This window comes from Paenibacillus sp. J22R56, assembly GCF_056269375.1.
Genome location: NZ_JBWDNV010000006.1, coordinates 157,387 through 180,081, shown reverse-complemented (window position 1 = coordinate 180,081; position 22,695 = coordinate 157,387). Strand labels below are relative to the sequence as shown.

Annotated in this window: 21 protein-coding genes, 1 pseudogene and 1 riboswitch; of the genes and pseudogenes, 18 read left to right on the top strand and 4 right to left on the bottom strand. The window is 44.9% G+C overall.

Features of this window, described 5'->3' with window-relative positions:
- Positions 1-238 precede the first annotated feature (238 nt).
- The 11 genes and pseudogenes from AC0YNT_RS15880 to AC0YNT_RS15830 all read left to right on the top strand — a co-directional run.
- Positions 239-1,099: pseudogene (locus AC0YNT_RS15880) on the top strand (fibronectin type III domain-containing protein); the annotation flags it as partial.
- Positions 1,100-1,734: 635 nt separating this feature from the next.
- Positions 1,735-3,225 (top strand): amidase family protein, encoded by a 1,491-nt coding sequence (locus tag AC0YNT_RS15875; protein WP_475805489.1) that lies wholly within the window; start codon positions 1,735-1,737, stop codon positions 3,223-3,225.
- A 42-nt stretch (positions 3,226-3,267) separates the two neighbouring features.
- Positions 3,268-3,344: riboswitch (ZMP/ZTP riboswitch) on the top strand.
- Between the two features lie 50 nt (positions 3,345-3,394).
- Positions 3,395-4,099 (top strand): IMP cyclohydrolase, encoded by a 705-nt coding sequence (locus tag AC0YNT_RS15870; protein ID WP_475805488.1) that lies wholly within the window; start codon positions 3,395-3,397, stop codon positions 4,097-4,099.
- Between the two features lie 14 nt (positions 4,100-4,113).
- A complete protein-coding gene (locus tag AC0YNT_RS15865) occupies positions 4,114-4,836 on the top strand; it encodes a peptide ABC transporter permease (RefSeq protein WP_475805487.1) in 723 nt (240 codons plus the stop codon).
- Between the two features lie 86 nt (positions 4,837-4,922).
- The gene (locus AC0YNT_RS15860) at positions 4,923-5,972 is read left to right on the top strand and encodes a leucine-rich repeat domain-containing protein (RefSeq protein ID WP_475805486.1); all 1,050 of its coding nucleotides are present in this window, start codon (positions 4,923-4,925) and stop codon (positions 5,970-5,972) included.
- A gap of 43 nt (positions 5,973-6,015) precedes the next feature.
- Positions 6,016-6,531 carry a hypothetical protein gene (locus AC0YNT_RS15855; RefSeq protein ID WP_475805485.1) on the top strand — a complete coding sequence of 172 codons (516 nt, stop codon included), beginning with the start codon at positions 6,016-6,018 and terminating at the stop codon, positions 6,529-6,531.
- 39 nt (positions 6,532-6,570) lie between these two features.
- The gene (locus tag AC0YNT_RS15850) at positions 6,571-7,188 is read left to right on the top strand and encodes a hypothetical protein (RefSeq protein WP_475805484.1); all 618 of its coding nucleotides are present in this window, start codon (positions 6,571-6,573) and stop codon (positions 7,186-7,188) included.
- A 169-nt stretch (positions 7,189-7,357) separates the two neighbouring features.
- Positions 7,358-10,165, top strand: coding sequence for a glycoside hydrolase family 2 TIM barrel-domain containing protein (locus AC0YNT_RS15845; RefSeq protein ID WP_475805483.1), 2,808 nt, complete (start codon positions 7,358-7,360; stop codon positions 10,163-10,165).
- A gap of 331 nt (positions 10,166-10,496) precedes the next feature.
- On the top strand, positions 10,497-12,500 hold the full coding sequence (locus tag AC0YNT_RS15840) for a PrsW family intramembrane metalloprotease (RefSeq protein ID WP_475805482.1): 2,004 nt from the start codon (positions 10,497-10,499) through the stop codon (positions 12,498-12,500).
- Between the two features lie 2 nt (positions 12,501-12,502).
- Entirely contained in the window at positions 12,503-12,832 is a 330-nt protein-coding gene (locus tag AC0YNT_RS15835; protein ID WP_475805481.1) for a hypothetical protein, read from the top strand.
- A 309-nt stretch (positions 12,833-13,141) separates the two neighbouring features.
- Complete coding sequence (locus AC0YNT_RS15830) at positions 13,142-14,029, top strand: hypothetical protein (protein ID WP_475805480.1); 888 nt, start codon at positions 13,142-13,144, stop codon at positions 14,027-14,029.
- Here the strand turns inward: AC0YNT_RS15830 and AC0YNT_RS15825 are convergent.
- Entirely contained in the window at positions 14,018-15,394 is a 1,377-nt protein-coding gene (locus AC0YNT_RS15825; protein ID WP_475805479.1) for an MFS transporter, read from the bottom strand. The genes AC0YNT_RS15830 and AC0YNT_RS15825 overlap by 12 nt on opposite strands.
- Positions 15,395-15,542: 148 nt before the next feature.
- On the opposite strand from AC0YNT_RS15825, the gene AC0YNT_RS15820 reads away from it, so the two are divergent.
- The 7 genes from AC0YNT_RS15820 to AC0YNT_RS15790 all read left to right on the top strand — a co-directional run bounded on the left by AC0YNT_RS15820 (position 15,543) and on the right by AC0YNT_RS15790 (position 20,316).
- Positions 15,543-16,430 carry a LysR family transcriptional regulator gene (locus tag AC0YNT_RS15820; RefSeq protein WP_475805478.1) on the top strand — a complete coding sequence of 296 codons (888 nt, stop codon included), beginning with the start codon at positions 15,543-15,545 and terminating at the stop codon, positions 16,428-16,430.
- A gap of 72 nt (positions 16,431-16,502) precedes the next feature.
- A complete protein-coding gene (locus tag AC0YNT_RS15815) occupies positions 16,503-16,646 on the top strand; it encodes a hypothetical protein (RefSeq protein ID WP_475805477.1) in 144 nt (47 codons plus the stop codon).
- 280 nt (positions 16,647-16,926) lie between these two features.
- Positions 16,927-17,427, top strand: coding sequence for a GNAT family N-acetyltransferase (locus tag AC0YNT_RS15810; protein ID WP_475805476.1), 501 nt, complete (start codon positions 16,927-16,929; stop codon positions 17,425-17,427).
- Positions 17,399-18,115 carry a hypothetical protein gene (locus AC0YNT_RS15805; RefSeq protein WP_475805475.1) on the top strand — a complete coding sequence of 239 codons (717 nt, stop codon included), beginning with the start codon at positions 17,399-17,401 and terminating at the stop codon, positions 18,113-18,115. The genes AC0YNT_RS15810 and AC0YNT_RS15805 overlap by 29 nt, the downstream gene beginning before the upstream one ends.
- Positions 18,116-18,222: 107 nt before the next feature.
- Complete coding sequence (locus AC0YNT_RS15800; RefSeq protein ID WP_475805474.1) at positions 18,223-19,380, top strand: DUF4062 domain-containing protein; 1,158 nt, start codon at positions 18,223-18,225, stop codon at positions 19,378-19,380.
- Positions 19,370-19,558, top strand: coding sequence for a hypothetical protein (locus AC0YNT_RS15795; RefSeq protein WP_167275546.1), 189 nt, complete (start codon positions 19,370-19,372; stop codon positions 19,556-19,558). The genes AC0YNT_RS15800 and AC0YNT_RS15795 overlap by 11 nt, the downstream gene beginning before the upstream one ends.
- 218 nt (positions 19,559-19,776) lie before the next feature.
- The gene (locus tag AC0YNT_RS15790) at positions 19,777-20,316 is read left to right on the top strand and encodes a GNAT family N-acetyltransferase (RefSeq protein ID WP_475805473.1); all 540 of its coding nucleotides are present in this window, start codon (positions 19,777-19,779) and stop codon (positions 20,314-20,316) included.
- 63 nt (positions 20,317-20,379) lie between these two features.
- Here AC0YNT_RS15790 and AC0YNT_RS15785 read toward each other — a convergent pair whose 3' ends face one another.
- The 3 genes from AC0YNT_RS15785 to AC0YNT_RS15775 form a co-directional block, all read right to left on the bottom strand.
- A complete protein-coding gene (locus AC0YNT_RS15785) occupies positions 20,380-21,897 on the bottom strand; it encodes an FAD-dependent monooxygenase (RefSeq protein WP_475805472.1) in 1,518 nt (505 codons plus the stop codon).
- A 224-nt stretch (positions 21,898-22,121) separates the two neighbouring features.
- A complete protein-coding gene (locus tag AC0YNT_RS15780) occupies positions 22,122-22,340 on the bottom strand; it encodes a hypothetical protein (RefSeq protein WP_475805471.1) in 219 nt (72 codons plus the stop codon).
- A gap of 6 nt (positions 22,341-22,346) precedes the next feature.
- Entirely contained in the window at positions 22,347-22,667 is a 321-nt protein-coding gene (locus tag AC0YNT_RS15775; RefSeq protein ID WP_441888434.1) for a heavy metal-binding domain-containing protein, read from the bottom strand.
- Positions 22,668-22,695 lie beyond the last annotated feature (28 nt).

The following is a 22,695-nucleotide window of genomic DNA, read 5'->3' as shown; positions in this document are numbered from 1 at the left end:
TGCAGCAGCCAATAACGGTACGACGATCGAGTTCAGACTTCGATTCCTGGATGCTTCAAACAACATCCTGCAGGATAACCTGCTGTATACACATACGGGTACAAATACTGGCTTTGCCAATGTAAATGGATCGCGTACAGCGCCTGCAAATACGGCAAAAGCTCGTGTGTATGTTTACATGAAGGATCTCAAAGGCTCCCTGTACTTCGATGACTTCTCGGTGACGGACGGAAGTGGAGGTACAGCCGATACGACAGCACCAACGGTTCCAACAGGCTTAACTTCACCGTCAAAAACCGCAACAACCGTTAACTTGTCATGGACAGCATCAACAGACAATGTAGGTGTAACTGGCTATGATATCTATCAAGGTTCGACGCTTATTGGTTCCACGACAGGAGCAACAACTTACCAAGCAACAGGTCTGACAGCTGCAACAGCTTATAGCTTTACGGTTAAAGCAAAGGATGCTGCAGGCAATACCTCTGCAGCCAGCAGCACGCTGAACGTTACAACAAATGCGGCGGCGGATACAACAGCTCCAACAGCGCCAACGGGATTGACATCACCATCAAAAACCACAACAACCGTTAACTTGTCATGGACAGCATCAACAGACAATGTAGGTGTAACTGGCTATGATATCTATCAAGGTTCGACGCTTATTGGTTCCACGACAGGAGCAACAACTTACCAAGCAACAGGCCTTACGGCTAACACAGCTTACAGCTTTACTGTCAAAGCGAAGGATGCTGCAGGTAATGTATCGGCGGCGAGCAGTGCACTGAACGTAACAACAACTGCCGCAGCTGACACAACAGCTCCAACAGCTCCAACGGGCTTAACTGCGCCATCTAAATCTACAACAACGGTTAATCTATCGTGGACAGCATCAACAGACAATGTAGGTGTAACCGGCTATGACATCTATAGAGGTACGACGCTGGCTGGATCCACAACAGGTGCAACATCCTACCAAGTAACAGGCCTAACGGCAAACACAGCGTACAGCTTTACAGTCAAAGCGAAGGACGCAGCAGGAAACGTTTCTGCAGCAAGTACTACACTTAACGTTACAACTGATGCTGCTTCGGGAGGCAGCAACCTGCTGACAAACGCCGGCTTCGAGACGGACAATGGCAGCAATCGCCCAGCCTCATGGACATACGAACAGGATTATTACGTATCCCGTAATACATCAACGTATCGTTCGGGCTCTGCGTCTATTCGAATCAACGGCGATACTGGTCCTTGGTTCGGCTGGTATCAGGATGTGAATGCAACGGCAGGCACATCTTATACCTTTGACGGGTACGTGAATATCACGTCCAACACGGGCAGCACACTGCAGTTCAAGGTACAGTTCCTTGATGCATCGGGCAATGTATTAGCTGACAATACAGTTACAACTTACAGCGGTACAACGACTTCCGGTTTTGAGAACGTGCATGGTACGTATACCGCACCGGCCAATACGGCTAAGGTCCGCGTCTATACGTATTTCAAAGACATGCGCGGTACATTCTTCTTCGACGATTATTCGTTGACGAGCAACTAAATAAGTTGATAGAAGGAAGAAGCGGTCCCATTGTGGGGCCGCTTTTTTCACATGACATATGACTTTTCGTTATTAGGCTCAGATTAGCATAGCTATAATTATTTTTTTCTCTCTACAATCTGGCTATAAATGGTAAGATGGTAATAAAGTGTTATTACAAGAGGAGAGTAAGTCTAATGGACAATACAATAGATGTAAATTTAATAGAAGTGGACATCGTTTCTTTGCAAGCAGCTATGGAAACAGGTGCGTTATCGTCGGAATCTTGCGTTCGCTGGTATTTGGACCGCATTGAGCAGTTAAATCCGGTGCTGAAAGCTGTTCTAGAAGTTAACCCGGATGCAATCGAGGTAGCAAGGGCGCTAGATGCGGAGCGGGAGGGACAGGGACCCCGTGGACCACTACATGGCATCCCGATCTTGCTTAAAGACAATATCGACACAGGTGACCGCATGCATACTAGTGCAGGTTCAGTCGCTCTTGCAGAACATTTCGCTCCGAAAGATTCGGGTGTAGCCGCACAACTAAGAGCTGCGGGAGCAGTGTTCCTTGGGAAGGCAAACATGACGGAATGGGCCAATTATATGTCATATATGATGTGGGCAGGGTATAGCTCCAGAGGCGGCCTGACACTGAATCCTTACGGTCCTGGAGAGTTGTTCGTAGGTGGCTCAAGTTCTGGCTCAGGTGCAGCAGTTGCCGCGAATTTGTGCGCCGCTTCTATCGGAACTGAGACCTCTGGTTCAATTATTAACCCATCCTCACAAAACAACATTGTTGGTATAAAGCCGACCATTGGGCTTGTCAGTCGAACAGGTATTATCCCAATTACGCAAAGTCAAGATTCAGCTGGTCCAATGACAAGGTCGGTAAGGGACGCTGCAATTTTGCTCGGAGCCATGACGGAGGTTGATCCACAGGATGCTGCCATGCAAGATAATAGGCGAATAGCATATAAGGATTATACCCCTTTCTTGGATGCAAAAGGTTTGGAAGGTGCGCGAATTGGCGTTCCGCGTCACTATTTTCAAGGACTGGACAAAGCTAGGGCCGAGATAATAGAGCAGGCGATCGTTTTGTTCAAGGAACAAGGTGCTATCGTGATCGACCCGGTAACATTGCCTTGCGAAAGTGCAAAATGGGACTGGGATGTCATGCAATACGAGTTCAAAAAAGGGTTAAATGATTATTTGGCTAACGCTGGACCCGGCGCATCTGTACGGACCTTAGATGAACTCATCGCCTATAATGAAGCAAATAGCGATATCGCGTTGAAATATGGTCAAGGCACACTGATTTTCTCGAATAGGACAAGTGGTACATTGTCTGAACCGGAGTACTTCGAGAGTTTGCGACTTAACCACGAGTTTTCAAGGGAACAAGGCATTGACCATGCGATACGGGAATATCAGCTGGATGCACTGTTGTTTCTGGGCAATGAGGATGGGCTCGATTTGTCTGCACGCGCAGGGTATCCTGCCATTACCGTGCCAGGCGGATACGCGGAAACAGGCATCATAGCCGCAGGTGGATACACAACCAAAGGACCTCAAGGTATCACATTCGTTGGAACTGCCTACAGTGAGCCTGTTCTTTTCCGATTAGCCTATGCCTACGAACAAGCGAGTAAATACCGTTACGCACCGGCTGATCCGATAACTAATTGATTGATTTTTCTGGAAGTACTTAGTATGATGTGAAGTAATTTAAAACTTATATGTGACTGGCGAACATGGGGATCCATGAGGAAGCATATAAGCTACGGCCGTACGCCTGGGCAGAGGTAAGGGGATTATCCCCTTACCTCTTTATGTTTACCCGAGAGGAGCAAGCGAAGTGAAAACAGCACAAACCGAATTATTTGATAAACCATATCCCGGCAGGACGCTTATTGCAGGGATGACTCCTTCTGGAACGCATTATGTACAGGTGTATTGGATTATGGGCAGAAGCGTGAACAGTCGTAACCGTGTCTTCGAACGAGAAGGAAACAGCGTCAAGAACCAAGCATTTGATCCTGCACAAATGGAAGATCCATCACTCATTATTTATTACCCTATTCGTCATTGGGAGAACATGCATATTGTCTCGAATGGTGATCAAACGGATACGATCTATGAGGGGCTTCATCATAATCGAACCTTCGAACAATCATTACTGCTCAGAGAGTTTGAGCCGGATGCCCCTCATTTTACTCCAAGAATTTCGGCGGTGATTAACACAGAACTTAAACAGTACGCTTTGTCGATACTAAAAACACAGGATAACGACCCAACCGTTTGCTTACGACAAAGTTATTCATACAGTAATTTCAAAAGAGGTATTGGTCACTGCATTCACACCTACAACGGCGAGCAGGATGGTGTGTTAAAACCATTCGAAGGGGAACCTTTCGAGGTGCCATTATTCGATTTTATTAATGAGATAGCAGACTACTACTGGGAACGTATTAATAAGGAAAATAAAATCTCGTTGTTGGTGAAGTTTATTGATGTATCGAATCACGATATTCAATTCGAGTTTCGAAATAAGCTTTCATAAGTAGGAGATAACGGATGAAGAAAAAGGAAATTAGAGATTTAATCTATATAAGCAAAAACCAGCGTGAGGCGAATTGTTTTTATTCTTATGGGATTGAATTCTATGAATTTATGAATGGGGTAACGAATAGACCGGAGAATCTTATTTTACTAAAGCATGATTTTCATAACGAAAACTGGAATCAGCATTCCAGATTTGATTATGTAACAAAGGAAGAAATTAATGAACTGATCGAAGATAACGTTTATCGCTATGGAGATTTTGTTTGGGTGGACTTCTCGAAAGAAGAGGATTTAGATAAATTAAGCAGCAATGCCATTGCGGAGTTATTGTTTTTCAGTCACCTTGCCAGGCCGCTTACTCGGATACCCAAAATAAGATTTGCCTATCATGCACATGATGATGGCTGGTTTAACAAGCTTTATGTGACCGATTTACAAGATTACGAGATTCTATTAGCCAATGTGATTCCTTCGAAACTCCGCAAGTTAACGGGAAGAAAAATGAAAGATATCCCTCAGGATGTTGCATCAGCACTATTGGAAAACACAAATGATGGTTTATTCATTGATTTATCAAGACTAATAAAGAGTAGAGCTGAGTTGAAAATACCTATAACAACGATCGGCCATTTCACAGATATGGACGAAGTATATAACTTTAAGGAAGAGGTTAGGGAGTACAAGCTCTGGTTAGTCTACTCACAGAAATTATGGAAGCTAATAAAGGAAGAATAAGTTGAACTTTTTTCAATCCATTACGTCTAATGTTCATAAAGGAATTTATGGAAAGTATTGGATTGTAAGGAAAGGTGACTAATGAGATGAGAATGTATACAGATCCTAGAGGCGAAGCCTACGAGCAGATCATTGATTTGGCAATACGTAATTCGGAATGTTTTGTACTGGGGGAAAAGATGCCTGTTGATATGGCCGAGTGTAGGTACATAAAGGTATTAGAAGCGTTGGAGCCGTATCTGATGAAAACAATCGTTATCCAAAACGGAAATATGGATGAAGTTATACGAATAAAAAATAGTTATAACAGTCATGCCTTTTATTCTGCGGGAACTTATTATATCTATAGATGCTGTGAAGGAAGCGGGAACCTGCTCAAGCAATTAGCAAACCGTCTTTCGGATTGGATTTATCCTAACCTGCCGGAAGACTTGTGTTTCTTGAAAGATGGCGGGGGAGATTACCTCTATTCGGTTGTGCATGAAGATATGTATGGTTTAGATGTAACGGAGCAAGAAGCAATTGATTTGATGAATCGAATAACAGGGCTCTTTTTGAAAATAGAGGCTCACAAGGATCTAAATCGACTGCTGGATGATGCCATTAAGCATCAGACTGATAAGCTGTATATCAGTGGATATAGACTAACAGAGCTGCCTGAGAGAATCCGGGAGCTTACAGAGCTTCGTGAACTGGAGATTTTTGAACAGGATCTTTATCGTCTACCTGAAGAATTGTTCGAGTTAAACAAACTTGAACGTTTGAAAATCCTGACTGCTGATTTGGAGAGTATTCCCGCTTCTATAGCCAGGCTGAAGAACCTGAGACAGCTTTCCATCCAATGTGCAAGCTCGGATCGGCCGACTCCCGGCTATCAGGCGAAGCCTAAGGAAGAGATCGGCATAAACCACATTCCACCGGAGATTGGTCAGCTGGAACAACTGGAACAGCTTACGATTCAATACACGTCGATCCATGAGCTGCCGCTTGAACTAGCGAAGCTGGAGAACCTGCAAGTCTTGGACATTGGAATGAGCTTGATCAAGAAGAAGCCAGATTTCCTAAAGGGAATGAAGCAGCTAAGTTACATGAATGTGTCACAGGATTTATTTGGAGATCTGATAGAATCAGAATGAAGGTAATTACGCTATAATTTTCTTTAACACTGGAGGGGAGTTCTTGAATAAGATACTATACGTCTTTATTATTATTACATTTCTATTACTACTGGCTTGTTTAAAAGAAGAAGATAATAGTAACAGTGGTGGTATCATCTTCAACTCCGAAGGTGGTCAATGGAAAGCCACAATTCTAAACGATGAAATTAAGCGCGATGGGAAAAGGTATTTTAATATCACTTACCAGTATATAGGTGACTTGAAAGACCTTGATGAAGTGAAGAGAATCACATTTGCACAAGGAACAGAATTGGGAACACAAGTCATAAGCGTATATGACCCTTCCTACAAAGAAAAATTAATGACCGCTGGCAGCTACCAGGAAGAGCACGAAGAACAATACGGGATTATTATTGATCAAATTCAAAAGAGAGAAACGAAAGATTTTACTATAGAATATGGTTTGATGGAAGCAGAGAAGGGTTATACAACGTTAACTACCATTAAAAAAAAAGGAATCATGATCATTATTAAATGGGAGACTCAAGGGGAAGAGTACGAAGATCGGATAGGATAAAGTAATGTAGTTACAATGTCTCAAAAGAGGTGTGAATGATTGCTAAGAGATAAAATGATTTATTGGATAGGTGGCTCCGCTTGTGCGGGAAAAAGTACATTAGCCAGGATGTTTGCAGAGAAGCATGGGTTGGAGCTTTATTCTTGTGATGAACATTTTGATAGACACTTGAAGGATGTCTCAATGAATGAGCATCCAGCCATGCACAAAGTGTCTACGATGAACCCTAATGAAGCTTTTTATACAAGGGAAGTCCAAGAGCAGCTAAGAGTATATAAACAATCTTTTGTAGAAGACTTTTCATTTGTTATCAAGGATCTTGCGAAGAGAACAGACACATCCGTTGTTGTTGAAGGCAATCAAATAATACCTTCTCTTCTAGCACCCTATTTAAAAGAACATCATAAAGCTATATGGATCATTCCAACTGAGGACTTCCAAAGAGAGCAATATTCCAGAAGGGGATGGATACAAGGGGTATTACAAAGCACTGAGAACCCTACTGTGGCTTTTAACAACTGGATGTCTCGGGATGCCTTGTTTGCTGAATTTGTAGAAAAAGAAGCATCTGATTTAAACTTAAATGTATTAAAAGTGGATGGCAGTAAAACGTTACAGGAAAACTTTGAATATGTTGAGAATTACTTTCGTACATAATGTACTCTCATGAAAACCGCGCTGCTGCGCGGCTTTTTTATTCCATGATCTAACTTGAGGCGATGTAAATCTAGCATGAAAAAGTGACTGATTTTTGCGGTATTTTGAACCTCCTGGTTATGCTATAGTTGTCGCAATCAAGCTGAAATCTACAGAGGACGTGATATTTTTGATAGCAACAATCAATTTAGAAGGCATTTGGGAGTTCCAACTGGATGGAGAGAAACAGGGCTTCCAAAAGCCGTTGAACGATACAATCGCATTGCCTGGCACAACTTCGTATGCAAGGAAAGGTAAGCGCAACCAAGCCGCACATGAAGGCTCTCTTACGGATGAATATGAATTCGAAGGATGGGCTTGGTTTTCTCGTACTGTCAATATTCCTGAAGAGCTCGCAAGCGCAAATGTGATGTTGTACCTAGAGCGGACGCGTGTTACAACGGTATGGATCGATGGGGTAGAGCTTGGCACTCAAAATAGCCTAAGCGCGCCGCATCTATATAACGTAACGGGCCATTTAACGAAAGGTGTCCATACGATCACTATCCGGGTCGATAATACTAATTACCCGACAAAAGGTGGACATATGACATCGCGTGATACCCAGACCAATTGGAATGGTATTACAGGCCGGATGGAGCTGCAATTTTATGGAGCTGCCTATTTGGATGACGTACGGACATTCCCTAATATCGCAGACCGGTCAGTCACCGTCAAAGCAAAGCTTATTGGAGCATCTGAAGGTGTACTCAGCGTCTCGGCGGCTAGTGTGAACAGTACAAGCCAGCATGAGGCGGCAATGAGGACATATCCGGTCTCAGGCGGTGAGTTCGAATTCATCTATCCACTTGGAGAAGATGCGCTGCTTTGGAGCGAATGGGCGCCTAATCTGTATGAGCTGAAGCTTGAGCTTAAGCAGGCGGATGCAGTGACTGACGTTCACGAATCCCTAATGGGACTGCGCCAATTCAAAGCAGAAGGCGGAGACTTTACGATAAATGGTGCGAAAACGTTCCTGCGTGGCAAGCATGACGGACTAATCTTCCCGTTAACAGGCTTTGCTCCAACCACAGTAGAAGAATGGCTTGAGGTACTGGGTACTGCGAAGTCTTTCGGTATTAACCACTACCGGTTCCACACCTGCTGCCCGCCTGAGGCCGCCTTCGAAGCCGCAGATCGACTTGGTATTTATATGGAGCCTGAACTGCCATTCTGGGGAACGGTAACGGATGAGACATACGAGAATCATAACGAGACTGAGCAGCAATATTTGATTCAGGAAGGCTATCGGATGCTGCAGACGTTTGCCAACCATCCATCCTTTGTCATGATGTCGCTTGGTAACGAATTGTGGGGCAGTAAGGAACGGATTGATAATATTCTCAAAGGCTACAAATCTTACGACAACCGTCCATTGTATACGCAAGGCTCAAATAATTTTCAGTTTGTACCAGTCATTCTGGAGCATGAAGATTTCTATTGCGGCGTCCGGTTCTCGCGAGACCGGTTGATTCGGGGTTCCTATGCGATGTGCGATGCACCACTTGGTCATGTGCAGACAGGGCCGCAGGGCACTATGAAGGATTACGATGATGCAATCATTCCTCAGAGCTTGGATAGTGTTGACGCAGTAAATAAAGAAACAGACGGCGGCACCATCCAGATCCAATATGGCACAGAAGCTAAAACAGTGAAGGCTGATGCAGCAGAAGGAGAGTTAGTGCCACACATTCCTGTTGTCTCTCACGAGATCGGGCAGTTCCAAACCTACCCTGACTTCAATGAGATTACGAAGTATACCGGACCACTTAAAGCTCGCAACTTTGAGATGTTTAAGCAGCGTCTTGAGGAGAAAGGGCTAGACCATCTGGCTGAAAAATATCATATAAGCTCAGGTCATCTGGCGGTCGAGAGCTATAAGGAGGAGCTTGAAGCGGCGTTCCGTTCGAAGCATTTGGCTGGCTTCCAACTGCTCGACCTCCAGGACTTCAGCGGCCAGGGGACAGCGCTCGTAGGCGTACTGGATGCCTTTATGGATTCGAAGGGTCTGATCTCGGCAGAGGAATGGCGTACGTTCTGTTCAGATGCGGTGCTGCTCGCAAGATTTCCAAAGTACAATTACTTGGCAGAAGAGCGATTCGAGGCGTCCGTCCAGCTTCGCTACCTGAGACCGGAGTCACTCAGCGGATTTAAGCTGCAATGGGAATTAAAAGCAGGAGACTCACCACTCGCAAGCGGTGAAGCAATTGCTTCCGTGTCTGGCTCGGGTGAATTTTTGGACATCTGCCAAATTGAATTCTCCATGCCGAGTGTATCCTCGATGACGAAGACATCGCTCCACTTGCGAATCGCTGGGACAGATATCCGGAAATCGTATGATCTTTGGATTTACCCTAACCACATAGAAGTTGATAAGAGTGGTGTATCGTTGTTCGAGGAACTGACAGATGAAGCTGCAGTATTACTTGAGCAGGGCGAACGTGTTGTCATCATGCCAAAGCTGAACCAGCTTCAGAACACTATCGAAGGTACGTATTGCGTTGACTTCTGGTGTTATCCGATGTTCCGGTCCATCTCGGAAAGTATGAATAAGCCAGTGCCTGTTGGTACGATGGGGCTCCTGATCGATCATGAGCATCCGCTATTTAAGTGCTTCCCAAGCGAAATGCATTCTACAGAGCCATGGCGTCAGATTGTGGAGAACTCGCGCTCGATTATTCTCGACGGAACGGATAAAGAGCTTCAGCCAATGGTGCAAACCATCGATAATTTCGAACGAAACCATAAACTTGGTATGGTGTTCGAATGTCGCGTTGGAAACGGCAGCTTGCTTGTCTGCGTTCTCGATGCTGAGCAAGCGGGTGAGACGGTAGAAGGACGACAATTCCTGCACAGCATGTTCCATTATGTAAGATCGGATGATTTCCATCCGCAGGCAAACCTCGAGCTGTCCAAATTACGGGAATTGCTTGCATAAACGATTATTATATACGAAAGACGCCTGTATCGGACTAGTCCGGAACAGGCGTCTTTTTGTAGCAATTCTAGTTCAATCGAATTGGGAACAAAGTCCAGTTTTTAGAAATCTTTTCATATTCATGCTTCAACTCACGGATTATCGAGTATTATCTTTGGAAAGAGGGTTTGTCGGCTTTCAAATGGAAAGCGGGTAAGGAGGGATAGACACGGATACGATATGGCGGATTCGAAGCGGGGTTAGAGACTACGCGGAAGCTATTTATCAATTCGTACGAGAAATACCGAAGCGTTATCCTTGGCTCAAAACGATCTATTCAGTATGGTGCTGGTTGTCGCTGCTGTTGTTCCTTGTAGGCTTGTTCTTTTATCGTGATTCGCGAACGATGCTGGTGCAGTATCTGTGGTCATTCTACGTCATGCTGCAGTTCTGGATGTTATGCCGTAGTAAAACCTTTACCTGGAAGAAGACAGCGATGTTTATGCTGCTTGGTATCTTTCTTGTGATCCCGATTACCGCTTGGACGCTGATGGCGGTACACGGTTTTGTTGGCGGCAGGACGTCGGACACCTGGTCAACCGCGGTGGTCACCCCAATCGTAGAGGAAGTATGTAAGCTGCTTCCGCTTGGCTTATATTTGTTCTTCTCACGCCGGGCATCTTCAATGAGCCTCGGTGACTTTACACTGGCGGGAGCAGCTTCTGGCGTTGGCTTTCAGCTCATGGAGGAGCTAAGCCGCAGATGGCTTAACTCCGGGATCATTGGCCGAACATACGGTTACAGTACGACCATGCTGGGAGGAGAGACGATCCACTGGGATTTCTGGACACTATTTCCCGGCCGGTTCGAAGAAAGCTTTTTCCCAACCCTCATGACCGTCAGTCATCCCGTACATACAGCGATGGTAGCTCTAGGAATTGGGCTCGCTATACGCTTCCGCAAGCGGCTGACAAATGCGATTTATTTCTTGCCTGCGTTGCTGCTCGCTTGGTCGATTCTAGAACATGCCGCATATAACGGTCAGAACACGTTGCCGGATTGGGTCATGAAGATCAATGATTGGACAGGGAGCGGCTATCAGACAAAGGATGTTTTTCTGCTGATGCTGATCCTAGGATTAATACTGGATTATATTGCGCTCAATCGGGTAAGGAGTCAGCTTCCGATGATGACAGGTGATCGGATCATAGACCCGCTCTCTGAGCTATGGCATATGTCTTTGGCCTTCTTTCAGAAGAGGGAGAGGTTCTCCAGTGTATTATCCTGGACGAGAGAACGCCGAGAAATGGGATTTTCTTTGCTTTACGGCAATTCCGAGGCTGCTTCTGTTCAAGAAGAGCTTAAAGGCCGGATGCAGCTTCATTATCGGAAGGCGGCAGGCTTGGCAGTGCTGTTAATTGGAGCAGGTCTGCTTGCTGGCTTAGCAGCTTATTGGCAGACGCCTGTACAGCCTGACGACACAGCGTGTTTCTCCTGCATGTTCGACTCGCTGCAAAATTGGTGGGATCGCCTCAGCTTCCGAGAACAGGCGGTTATCGTGCTTGGAGCATTTGCTCTCGCTTTGTTATTTGTTGGTTTCTGGCCTGCGCTTGGATTCGCACTGACAGCAGCGAGTTTCCCGGGCAGCGGCCATGAAATTGCGAAGAACATCAGGGATCCCAAGAGACTGCTCACACCTGAGAACGCTGCGGCAGTTTTAATCGGAATTGCATTAAGTCGTATTCCGTTTGGCCGCTTCGCCAAGAAAGGCGAGGAGAGGTTCAAGGACTGGCTGGAGAAGCTGCTTCGACGCCGGAACAAGCCTGATCCTGATATTCCCCGCAAGCCGGATATGGATGGGCCAAAAGAAAAGCCTGATACCGATAAGCCAGATCAGACCACTCCCAAAGACTCGGATGATTATGTACACTGGAGTAAGGCGAAGTACAAAGGCGTTGAGCTGTACGACAGCCGTCACGGGCCGCTTGGCGAATTCGATGGTATTGACGTCGAGAATGGCATCTTCTATGAAGCCAAATCAGCCAAGGGCTTAGATAAAATTCACCCTAAAACGGGCAAACCGCAGCAGACACCTCAGCAGTTTACAGATAAACAGCTTTATCAGAAAACACGGACACGAATCAACAACCTGATGGAGAAGGCAGTTGGTACGCGAATAACATCGGATGGAACATCCGAAATTCCGTCCTTGGAGGACATTAAGAGCATCCGTAGCTTCCAGTTCCAGCTTGACGGAGACACACCAGAGCTGCGTGCCGCAGCAGAGAACAGTCTGAATCGACTGCGGCAGGAATTCCCAGACTACACATTTACAATTAGATTTGGAGTGAAGTAAACATGTCGATTAGCGCTATTATCATTGATCCTGAAGATGAATTCGAACGCTCGTTCATGCTGCCGGTTGCGACGGAGGACTTCTTCACAAAGTACTGGGAGCCTGCAGCGGAAGAGCTTGGTCTCCAATGGACTGTATTGTTTCAAGGTGGAACGGATGTTGAGCAAGAAGATGTGCCAACGATCTTGGCAGAAATCTCCCTCTTGAAGGATTGGGTAGCTGTTAAGATGAGCGGTGATGCCCAGGAGCACATGCTGCGCAGGTTAAAGCTGCTGGAAATTGGGCTGCCAGAAGCTTTTCGTCGAGGTGGAGCGGTCGTGTATATCGGGTAATGCGGGCGTGTCATGTCTTGTCCTATAACAAAGGCCGAAGCCAAAGGTTCGAGGTGTTCCTCTCCTAGTTTTATTAGGAGTTGGCATATCTTGTTCTGAATATGAGCCTTCGGCCTTTTTTTTTCGTCTATATGATCTTCTGTAATGGCCCCTCAATCCTCTCCTCCGTAAGACGGATGCCATAGAGACCTCCGATGGATGAAGGTAACCGCCTCAAGTCAAGCTGAATTCCAGTCATAGGACCGATACGGACTTACAGTCCCTTCCAGTAAAGTTAAAGTACCAATTAACGGGAAGGGAAGCGGTACTATGCAAAGGATTACGAATCAAGCAGCGATACGTAAGGTGAGGTTATTTGAAGGGGAGAAATGGCTTGTTTGGACCGGACTACTCGGATTTGCTCTAGCCATCGTTTGTGGAGGTTGGACATTGATTAATGGAGGGGAAGTAACTCCGGGAGGTGATGTCTCGAAAGCATTCTCCTTCGATGCGGCACTTGGCATCTTCCTACTGTCAACGGCAGCGATTGTACCGTTCTCGGGATTGGGGAAGCGGGGCAGGAATTGGTTCCGGAGCGTCTATATTGGCCTTGCACTGTACTCTTATGGGGCAGAAACGATCCAGAATTTCCGCGGCGTCAATCCAAGGTTTGTTGACAGTGACGCCGCGTTCGATCAGGCGGTTGGGAACATTTTTACCTTCGTCGCCTTATTTCTCGTACTGTTCTATGTCTACTTAGGCGTGCAGTTTTTTCGTAAAAAAGCGTACAGCATACGACCGGAGATGGCGCTTAGTGTACGCTATGCCATGATCGCCGTTGTAATCTCATTTGCTGCCGGTATCTGGATCTCATCCAATCAAGGCCGTTTCATTGGCGCGGAAGGAAATATCATCTGGCTTCATGGACTTGGCTTCCATGCACTCCAGGCAGTACCACTTGTTGCTTTAATCGCAGAACGTATTCATGTAAAAGTGTCTGTACGGCATACCTTGATGCACATTACTGGCAGCGCCTATTTGCTTGGCCTAGTTGCAATTGGCTGGCAGACGATGAACGGTCACTCCATTATGGAATGGTCTTTGCTTCCGATTGTAGCCGGCTTCTTCTTCCTAATTTCCATGACAGCTGGAGCTGTGGCCCTGCGTAAGGTTCTAGGCCAGCAACCGGAGAGTCGTAATAAAATATCAGGCTTGTAATCTTTCTTTAAACTTCTGGACTTGGCGCCAGTTCATGATTACCAAGGATAAAGCAATTGCCGTAAGGATCATGGCGAGCACACGGAATCCTTCAAAGCTAAACGTACTTCCCATCACAACTCCTATCAACAAGGAAGAGAGAATGGTTCCCAAATACCTTGATGTGCTAAATAAGCCGGATGCGACACCAATTATCTCTTTCGGGGAGCTATTGAATAAAGCAGCTTGCATCCCCACATTGTTTAATCCGTTACTAATTCCGAAAGCAGCTAAAGCCAAACTAACACTGAACATGGATGAGGTTGGAGTAAGTGTTACGATCCACAAGGCACCAAATGTCATTAAGATAGCAGAGCTAAGTAAAACCGGCCGGGTTCCTGATTTGTCGATCCAGCGTCCTGCAAGTGGAGAGACAACAAGAGAGCATAAGCCTAAACTCAACATCAGAATCCCGGTATGGAATTCACTAACTTGACGCACGAGCTGCAAGTAGGAAGGAAGTCCAAAAAAGATCGAGTAAAAAAGGATGTTAACAAGCATGAACTGAACGTTCACCCAAGTCATCTCGGGATATTTGCCGAAGGTGCGCAGTGGAATGAAGGGTGACTCTGTTGTTAACTCATGTCTTACGAATAGAACGAGTAATAGGAGTCCAAACAATCCGACAAACATATTGATTAGTGACATATGCCCTGATGATTTGATTGAAAGCAGCCCTACAAGAAGGGCGACCAGACCACCAGCAAAAAGTAAGATCCCTGGCATATCGATCCTTTTCATCCATTTATGGCTTACTTTCGATACTGTTGGTTGATCATCAGGAATCGTCCTCCACGCGAGTAGGAAACTAGCGGCTACAAATGGTATATTGACGAGGAAAATAGCATGCCAATTCCACCAATGTATTAAGACCCCGCCTACAAAGGGGCCAATTGCTGCCGCGCCGGACAGGAAGATGGACAAAACGGATAACGCAGTTGCTTGTTTCTCCGTAATGTGAATTCGTACAATGGCTAATCCGACAGCAACAATCATGCTAGTTCCAATGGATTGTACAATACGGAACACGATAAGCCACCCAAAGTTTGGCGATAGTGGAGCGATCAAGGAAGCAATGAACGATATTACAAGTCCAGTCAGGAAGATCCTCCTGCGGCCGTATAAATCACTAACTTTCCCCATGACAGGTTGAGCAATTGCGCTTGCAATGTAGAATGAAAATATAATCCAGGAAACCGCGGTATAGTCGAGTTGGAACGTGCTTTGTAACCTTGGGATAGCTACTGAAACCATGGAAGAATTTAATGGGTTCAGGAGTATTCCGAGACAAACGGCTATCATCAGCCACCAGCTGCGGGCATTCATATAAGTCCTCCTCAAATGAATTGTGAAGCAATTCATACTTCGAAAGCATTGCTTGTATGTTAATGATATCGTACATGAGTTGAGTTATTTACTCCAACGCATTTCATGTTATGATTTCATTGACTGAAAGGAATGACGAGGTGGAGAGATGGAACTGCTGCAATTGCAATATTTTATTACCGTAGCCCGAATGGAACATGTGACTGAAGCGGCACGAAGTCTGCATGTGACCCAATCGTCGCTGAGCAAGACCATTCAACGGCTGGAGGAAGATCTGGGGAGCCCTTTATTCGATCGTACAGGGAGAAAAATGCGGTTGAATGCGTATGGACACAGCTTTCTTCGCCGGGCGGAAAGGGCATTGTTCGAGCTGGAACAGGGGAGGCAGGAAATTAAGGATCTGACTAGCCTGGAGCATAGTACACTTGAACTTGCTGTTACCACGGCAAGTACGCTGCCGAATATCCTTCGAGAGTTTCGGAAGAAGATGCCGAATGTTCAATTTCATGTTCAGATGCTTAACACACAGGAGATGGTTACACTTCTTCAACGTGGCGAAGTCGATTTCGGTTTATCCTCACCACCGCTGCAAAGCGATGATATAGAGTGTCAGGTCGTATATGTTGATCCGATTCTTATCGCTGTACCTAAAGGACATGGATTGGCAAACAGGAAGAGTATATCGTTAATAGAGCTAAGAGATGAATGGTTTGTTGGCGTTAAGAGGGGCTATGGAGCCCGTGATTTAGTGGACGCTTTATGTGAGTCGGCTGGATTTGTTCCTCAATACGTGTATGAGGGAGATGAACCAGCAAGGCTAAGCGCTCTAGTGGAAGCGGGAATCGGTATAGCCTTCATACCAAGCTCAGCTAGAAATTCAAAGGGAGATATTCAATATATCCCGGTTGAAGATCATGAATTGGCTAGAGAAATTGCATTGTTATCGCACAAAAACCGGTATTTTTCACAAGCTGCTAAGGAATTCCGCGAAGTCGTTATCGCATATTTTGAGGAGCTATCTAAAGAGGAAAATTAAAGGAAATACTCTATTCTTGACGAATACTTTTAGTGGTTTATTTTACCATTAAAACAGAAGAGGGTGTTTTCTGTGGTACTAGAAATGTTGAATGAGAAGCCAACAAAATTATGGCATGATCGAATGGTCGAATACGAAGATGATTTGTTCACTCCGGAACGTTTACAACAATGCGATGAGCTAATCCGATCTTATTCAATTACCAGCAGCACCTAAACAAGAGAAGATTATGAAATGTGTTGAGGCCAGGTTGGCTGGACTAGAAATAGAAGAAGGCGAAGATATAACCGAAGAATGGCGAGAGTGGTAAAGGTAGTGAATACGGTACAATCAATAGTGCTCCTCAAGCAGACTTTAAGCTGTTTAAGGAGCATTTTATCTTCTACAATCATGGATGAGGCTATGGAGTAATCAATCGACACGACAAATTGTGAGATGAAATGATACAATATCCATGCCTATACATAACATCACAAGCTAAAGGCAGGTACAAAACATGAAGCTTAATATTCTATCCGTGACTACAACGGAACAAATCATCGAAACGGCACAATTAGCGTCAAAAATATGGCACGAATATTATATAACTATCATTTCAATCGAACAAATTGATTACATGGTTGATAAATTCCAAACAGTCTCTGCTATCACGGATCAGATTCATAATCAAGGATATGAGTATTTTTTGATGATGTGTCAGGATAACTCCACTGTAGGGTATTTATCTGTTAGGCAAGAAGAAGGGAAGCTCTTCCTAAGTAAGTTCTATATCGCTCTGGAGCACAGGGGACACGGTTACGCTAGTGAGGCGATGGCGTTCTTGGAGCAGCTGTGTGTAGACAGAAAACTAAGCCACATCTGGCTGACTGTCAATCGACATAATGAATCCAGTATCGCTGTGTATGAGAAGAAAGGCTTCCGGAGCATTAGAGAACTAGCAGCGGACATCGGCAACGGATACGTCATGGATGATTTTATTATGGAAAAAGAAATGTAGAGTATTTATCCCACTAGGAAGTGAACCAACTTTGATTCAAGCTACTTTTTTCTTAGACAGTTCGACCAAAGAAGATTCTAAAAAAATTATGAAACAAGTCTTATCCTCTAGAATGGATAACAAGAGCTTTACGATAGTTGCAAACGAAGTAATACAAAACGAGTATGGGAAATTTGGTAAGGTAACTTGTGAATTCACGAAATTCGAAACGCCACTCGCCTTTACCAGCGCCGTAAGCTTTTTGAATTCCTTTACAACTGAGTGGAATTGGTCGTTTCATTCTGCAAGTACCACGGCACTGGAGAATTACAATAAAACCTTTGAAGTTCCTTTATTTTATTTAACTGCATTAAATGAAAATGACAATGAAGCGGGTTTGAAGCTATTTGTCATGGCTGACAGCGCAGGAGATCCTCCAATTTTTCTAAGAGACCTGATTGAGCTCGCTCCGTATAGTGGAGAGTACTCCATACTTGAGTGTACGGAATACTGGAAGATTGATGGATGCTATGAAGTTGGCGCTACTCTCAAGACGAATGGTATGACCTTTGAAGATTACTTAATGATGGTAAATAAATGGAGTAAACAGTGGAGCTTCACGGGGCTTCAGGCAGCAACCGATCTTAATGAGCCAATAGGCAAGATCTTAGATATGACTTGTCACTTCAGATCACCAATTACCCTCTAAATAGCTTCCTTGAGCAGGTTCCTGTTTACATACAAACATACATTCGCTATTCTATTAATAATTAGGTAAATTATTGATAATGTGGCTGATAGGATGTGACACTCACCTTGTTTACGAAAGCCAAGATTTTTATAAGCTCGGTTGCTCAAGACTCTCTCAAACAGCTGCGAGAGAGCATGTGGGACATCCTGCGTGATCTTGGGCATGAACCGATGCTGTTTGAGCGAAACTTCGGGGCGTGGGATTCCCACACGAATCCGGTTCAGAAGTGCATCGAATGCGTACGTGAGTCGGATGCGTTGCTACTCTTTATATCCAATAAGGCAGGCACGTTTTATGAGCGATCCCAGCGTACCGTCACACATATGGAGCTCATTGAAGCCTGTGCCAAACGGAAAACCGTTCTCGTATTTGTAGATCGTATGGTGAAGGCAGAATATTTCGCTAAGGCAAAGTGGATTATTGAGGAGTATGTAGAGAGCTATAAAGCAGAAACATCTTCTTTTCCTAAGGCCTCAGACATCGTTGCGGTGCTAAGTCGTGCCGATCTGTCGCCTAGCGTTGATCCTTATGTTTGGTTCTTCCTCCATGATATTGTTGGCCGGGGCATCTACTTCGAAGATTTGAACCTCGCGGTCGCGCCAGATTGGAAAATGTATTTCAGTGATCTGCTGCGAAGAGGTCTACAGCTGATGCCGTTCAAGGACGCTATCGAAACCAATGAGCGTCAACTGGATCAATATGATCATTTCTACGATATATTGACCAGCGCTATTCCAAGTCTCGACATCACTGGGTTTCGCAATCTTAAAGCCTTATTAAAATCCTTCCAGCGCTCGGTGACTGGCGATGTCGTTGAACATGATTATGGTTACGTGAAGGAGCCTGTTGGTTCTTTTGGTGATTGCTCGGCAGTAACCTTATATGAGCTGCAAGAGGATCGTTTGGTCGTAAGGGGAAAGACGGGTACTGCAATTGGAGAGGATTATTACTTACTTGATAATAAGGATTCCTTCATTGCTCTTACCTATAGTAATCCGGAGCCTAATGACCAGGTTTTCTTCAAGGAATCCAATTGTACGTTTTATTACTGCCTGAGACTTCCTAAGCATGTCATGACGTTTCACTTGCCTTGTGGCCCAGATTGGAACACAGACAAGTTCATGGCTTCCAAAGACAGTGTTATACGTGTTATAATTGATAAAAATGCATTGGCGTTCGATTTCGTGCGAATGCTGATAGGAGCGATGCAGCATGGCGACTAAGGTATATGTATCGTTGAACGGAGTTGTTACGGAAGCAGTAGGCACGCAGCCTAAGGATGCGTTGTTGTTTGCACCTTCCAAGAAGAGCGCAGCCCAAGTTATTGTTGAGCAGCGGGCGAATCGACGGAGAAACAGTCAGTTCATTAGAGAACGTCTGGAAGAGGCGTTCAAAAGATAAATAGAGCTCGATCATGAAACAAGCACATGCGTATGATGTGCTTGTTTTTATTTTGCCTGCCTTATGTCTCGTAGGGGAGCGGGATTGGTCAGATTTCCATGTTTCTATTCAACATTTTACATAGAGAAAATGTAGCGTTTATCTAAATCCTTAAGTCCTTTTATATACTAAGATTGCTTCATACTAGCGAATCAAAAAGGACTAGGGTGATAGATAGAATGTTAAAGAAACGTGATCTGCAAGAATGCCAATCACTATATAACTTAATGATTGATCCTGCCGTTTTTCCTTACGTTCGTTATAAGTCTCAATCCTATGAAGAGTATTTGTTCACAACGAAACAGTTGATTGTGGAAGAAGAACAGAAGACCTCTATTTCCAGAACGATACTTAATGATGTCGGACATCCCATCGGCACGATTGATTTATATAATATTGTGAATAGGACAGGATTTCTGGCCACATGGATTGGCATTCCGTATTTTGGACAAGGGTATAACCAACGAGCAAAGGAAGCCTTCTTTACTGAACTATTTCTGGAACATCCGATCGACACCATATTTATGAAAGTCCGGATACAGAATATCCGATCAAAGAAGGCGGTAGAAAAATTACCGTATGCCAAATTAGCAAATGAGTTTAATCAGCAAATTTACCAATCCGTAAATAAGGAACAACAGAAATATGATCTGTATCAAGTAGATCGTTCAGACTTTCTAGCATGCTGTCATGTCATGCAGTATGAGGTTGCTACGTAGTGTTATCGTTAAGTAGAAAGGGACACAACGCCATATTATGTCCCTATTTTTTTCAATACCGTTTCACCGTGCCGAAGTAAGTGTCTTGGTTACGTTGTCGAAGGCAGCATGCCAGTCATTTGTAATAATGCTGCCAATATAACCATCTGGCCGAACCAACACTAATGTGTCGCTAGTGATACCATAGGTTTTGTTTAGATTTCCTGTTGTGTCATTTAGAACATGTTGTTCAACACCGCTCCCAGTACCTACGGCGTAACGAAGCAGTTTAGCTCCATCCGAAGACCAGTTAAGCGCAGGCAGTATTTTGGCAGCAGTGGGGCCGAAGGCCAGAAGAGTGAAATGAGTGCCCTGGAATACATCGAACAGACGACGCTCTCCACTTGGTCCGATAATTGGTGCGTCTTGTGCGCGATCGCCTACTTGCAATGTCTTCGTAGCTGTTGCGTTGGAGGGAGCAAGTGGTCCGCCATGATAGGAGAGGCTCAGCTGTCTTTCTTCATCACCACGTTTCATTCCAGAGATCCGATTGTTATCTAGGCTGGAGTAAAGTTCGCTGGACTTGCGGAGAACGCGGGCAGCAATCGGAAGCCGTTCGGCTTCATAGCTGTCAAGAAGGCTATCCGGTGTACCAGCAATGACTTGAGCGATTTTCCAGCCAAGATTATAGGCATCCTGCACACCTGTATTAAGTCCTTGACCACCAGCAGGTGTGTGGACATGGGCAGCATCACCAGCCAGAAATACGCGACCTGCCCGATATCTCTCAGTGAGGCGGACGTTGGGACGAAACACTGAGGTCCAAGTGATATTGCTAAGACTTAATCCGGTTAAAATATTGAAATGGGCAGCTAAAGCAGCCTCATCTAGATCAGGTGTCTCATCAGGAGCCAGCCGAATCATAATCTGGAATTGATTAGAGTGGGGCAGTGGACATGCTCCAACGGTCTTGCCTTGCCTGCGAGGCCATATATGCCACCGTTTTCTAGAGAGTCCATCTATACTAGCATCGATGAGAAGGGTACGATCAGAGTCATTGGTTTCTCCGATGAATGGTATACCCGCAGCCTTGCGAACTGTACTCGCCCCGCCATCTGCTCCAACTAGATATCTGCAGCGGACCTTTTCGCCAGAAGAGAGCAGCGCTGTTACTCCATCTGCATCTTGTTCGAAATCCTCAATACCATTGCCAAACTCAACACTTAATCCGAGTCTCCCTAGCAGACGATGCAAGATCGCATCCGTACGGTGCTGGGCTAGCAATAAAAGGTTTGGATAAGGAGTATGAGGCATTACTTTGTACTTCTTAAACATCCGAAACGGCATGGTGAATGGTCCAAAATGGACGCCTAAGAGGGGATATGCCCCGCCTTCTGCAACAGCCTCGTCAAGTATGCCAAGATCTTCAAATACCTCCAAGGTGCGCGGCTGTACGCCTTTGGCACGGGAACCTTTGAAGGCGTGAGGTGCTTTGTCTACCACCCTAACGCGAAGACCTCGCCGCAGCAGGTCCGCTGCAAGTGTTGAACCCGTTGGACCGGCTCCTGCGATGAGTACGTCGATATCGTATTTTTCAGTCATTCCAATCGACCTCCTATAATTTCTCGTTAATGTTTCTTGTGAATTAATTTAGTTTCCATAGATACATTATCAACACGATGATCTCCTTTGTCAATATTGTTTCTAGGAAACTTTATTGTTAAGTTAGATTTTTATTGGAGGGAATGGGAGTAATCATTTGACCGGTGGTAAAATCGAAAACAAAAAAACTGCGCAAATGGCGCAGTTTTTTTGTTCAGATATTTTCACTTATAACGTCTTTCACCGGTAATAGGATTAAACCACACTTGCTGCTTAATTCCTGTCGTGGGATCTATAAAAACTTCTGCAGTCATCACAAATCCTTCGCTTGGTTTCTGATCTTTCTGCTTGAGGCGCTTATGTCGACGCCAAAGGGAGAAGGCAAAGGCACCAACTACGATTATGATTTCAATAGCAAGATAAGAAACTATAAATTTCATCACGACATTCTATACCTCACGCACAATGACTGCGGTTCCATAGGCGACCACCTCAGACATGGATTGACCCATTTCACTGGAATCGAAACGCATCATGACGATGGCATTGGCACCCATGGCATGTGCATTTTGAACCAATCGATCGATGGCTGTCTTACGAGCATCCTCTAGCATTTCTGTATATTCCTTAATTTCACCGCCTGCCAAACTGCGAAAACCGGCCACAATATTTCCACCCAACCCTCGACTGCGCACAACTACACCAAATGAATGACCAAGCACTTTTTCGATTTCGTAACCATGGATTTTTTCAGTTGTGACGATTAGCATTTTAAATGACTCCTCATTTTCATTTTTA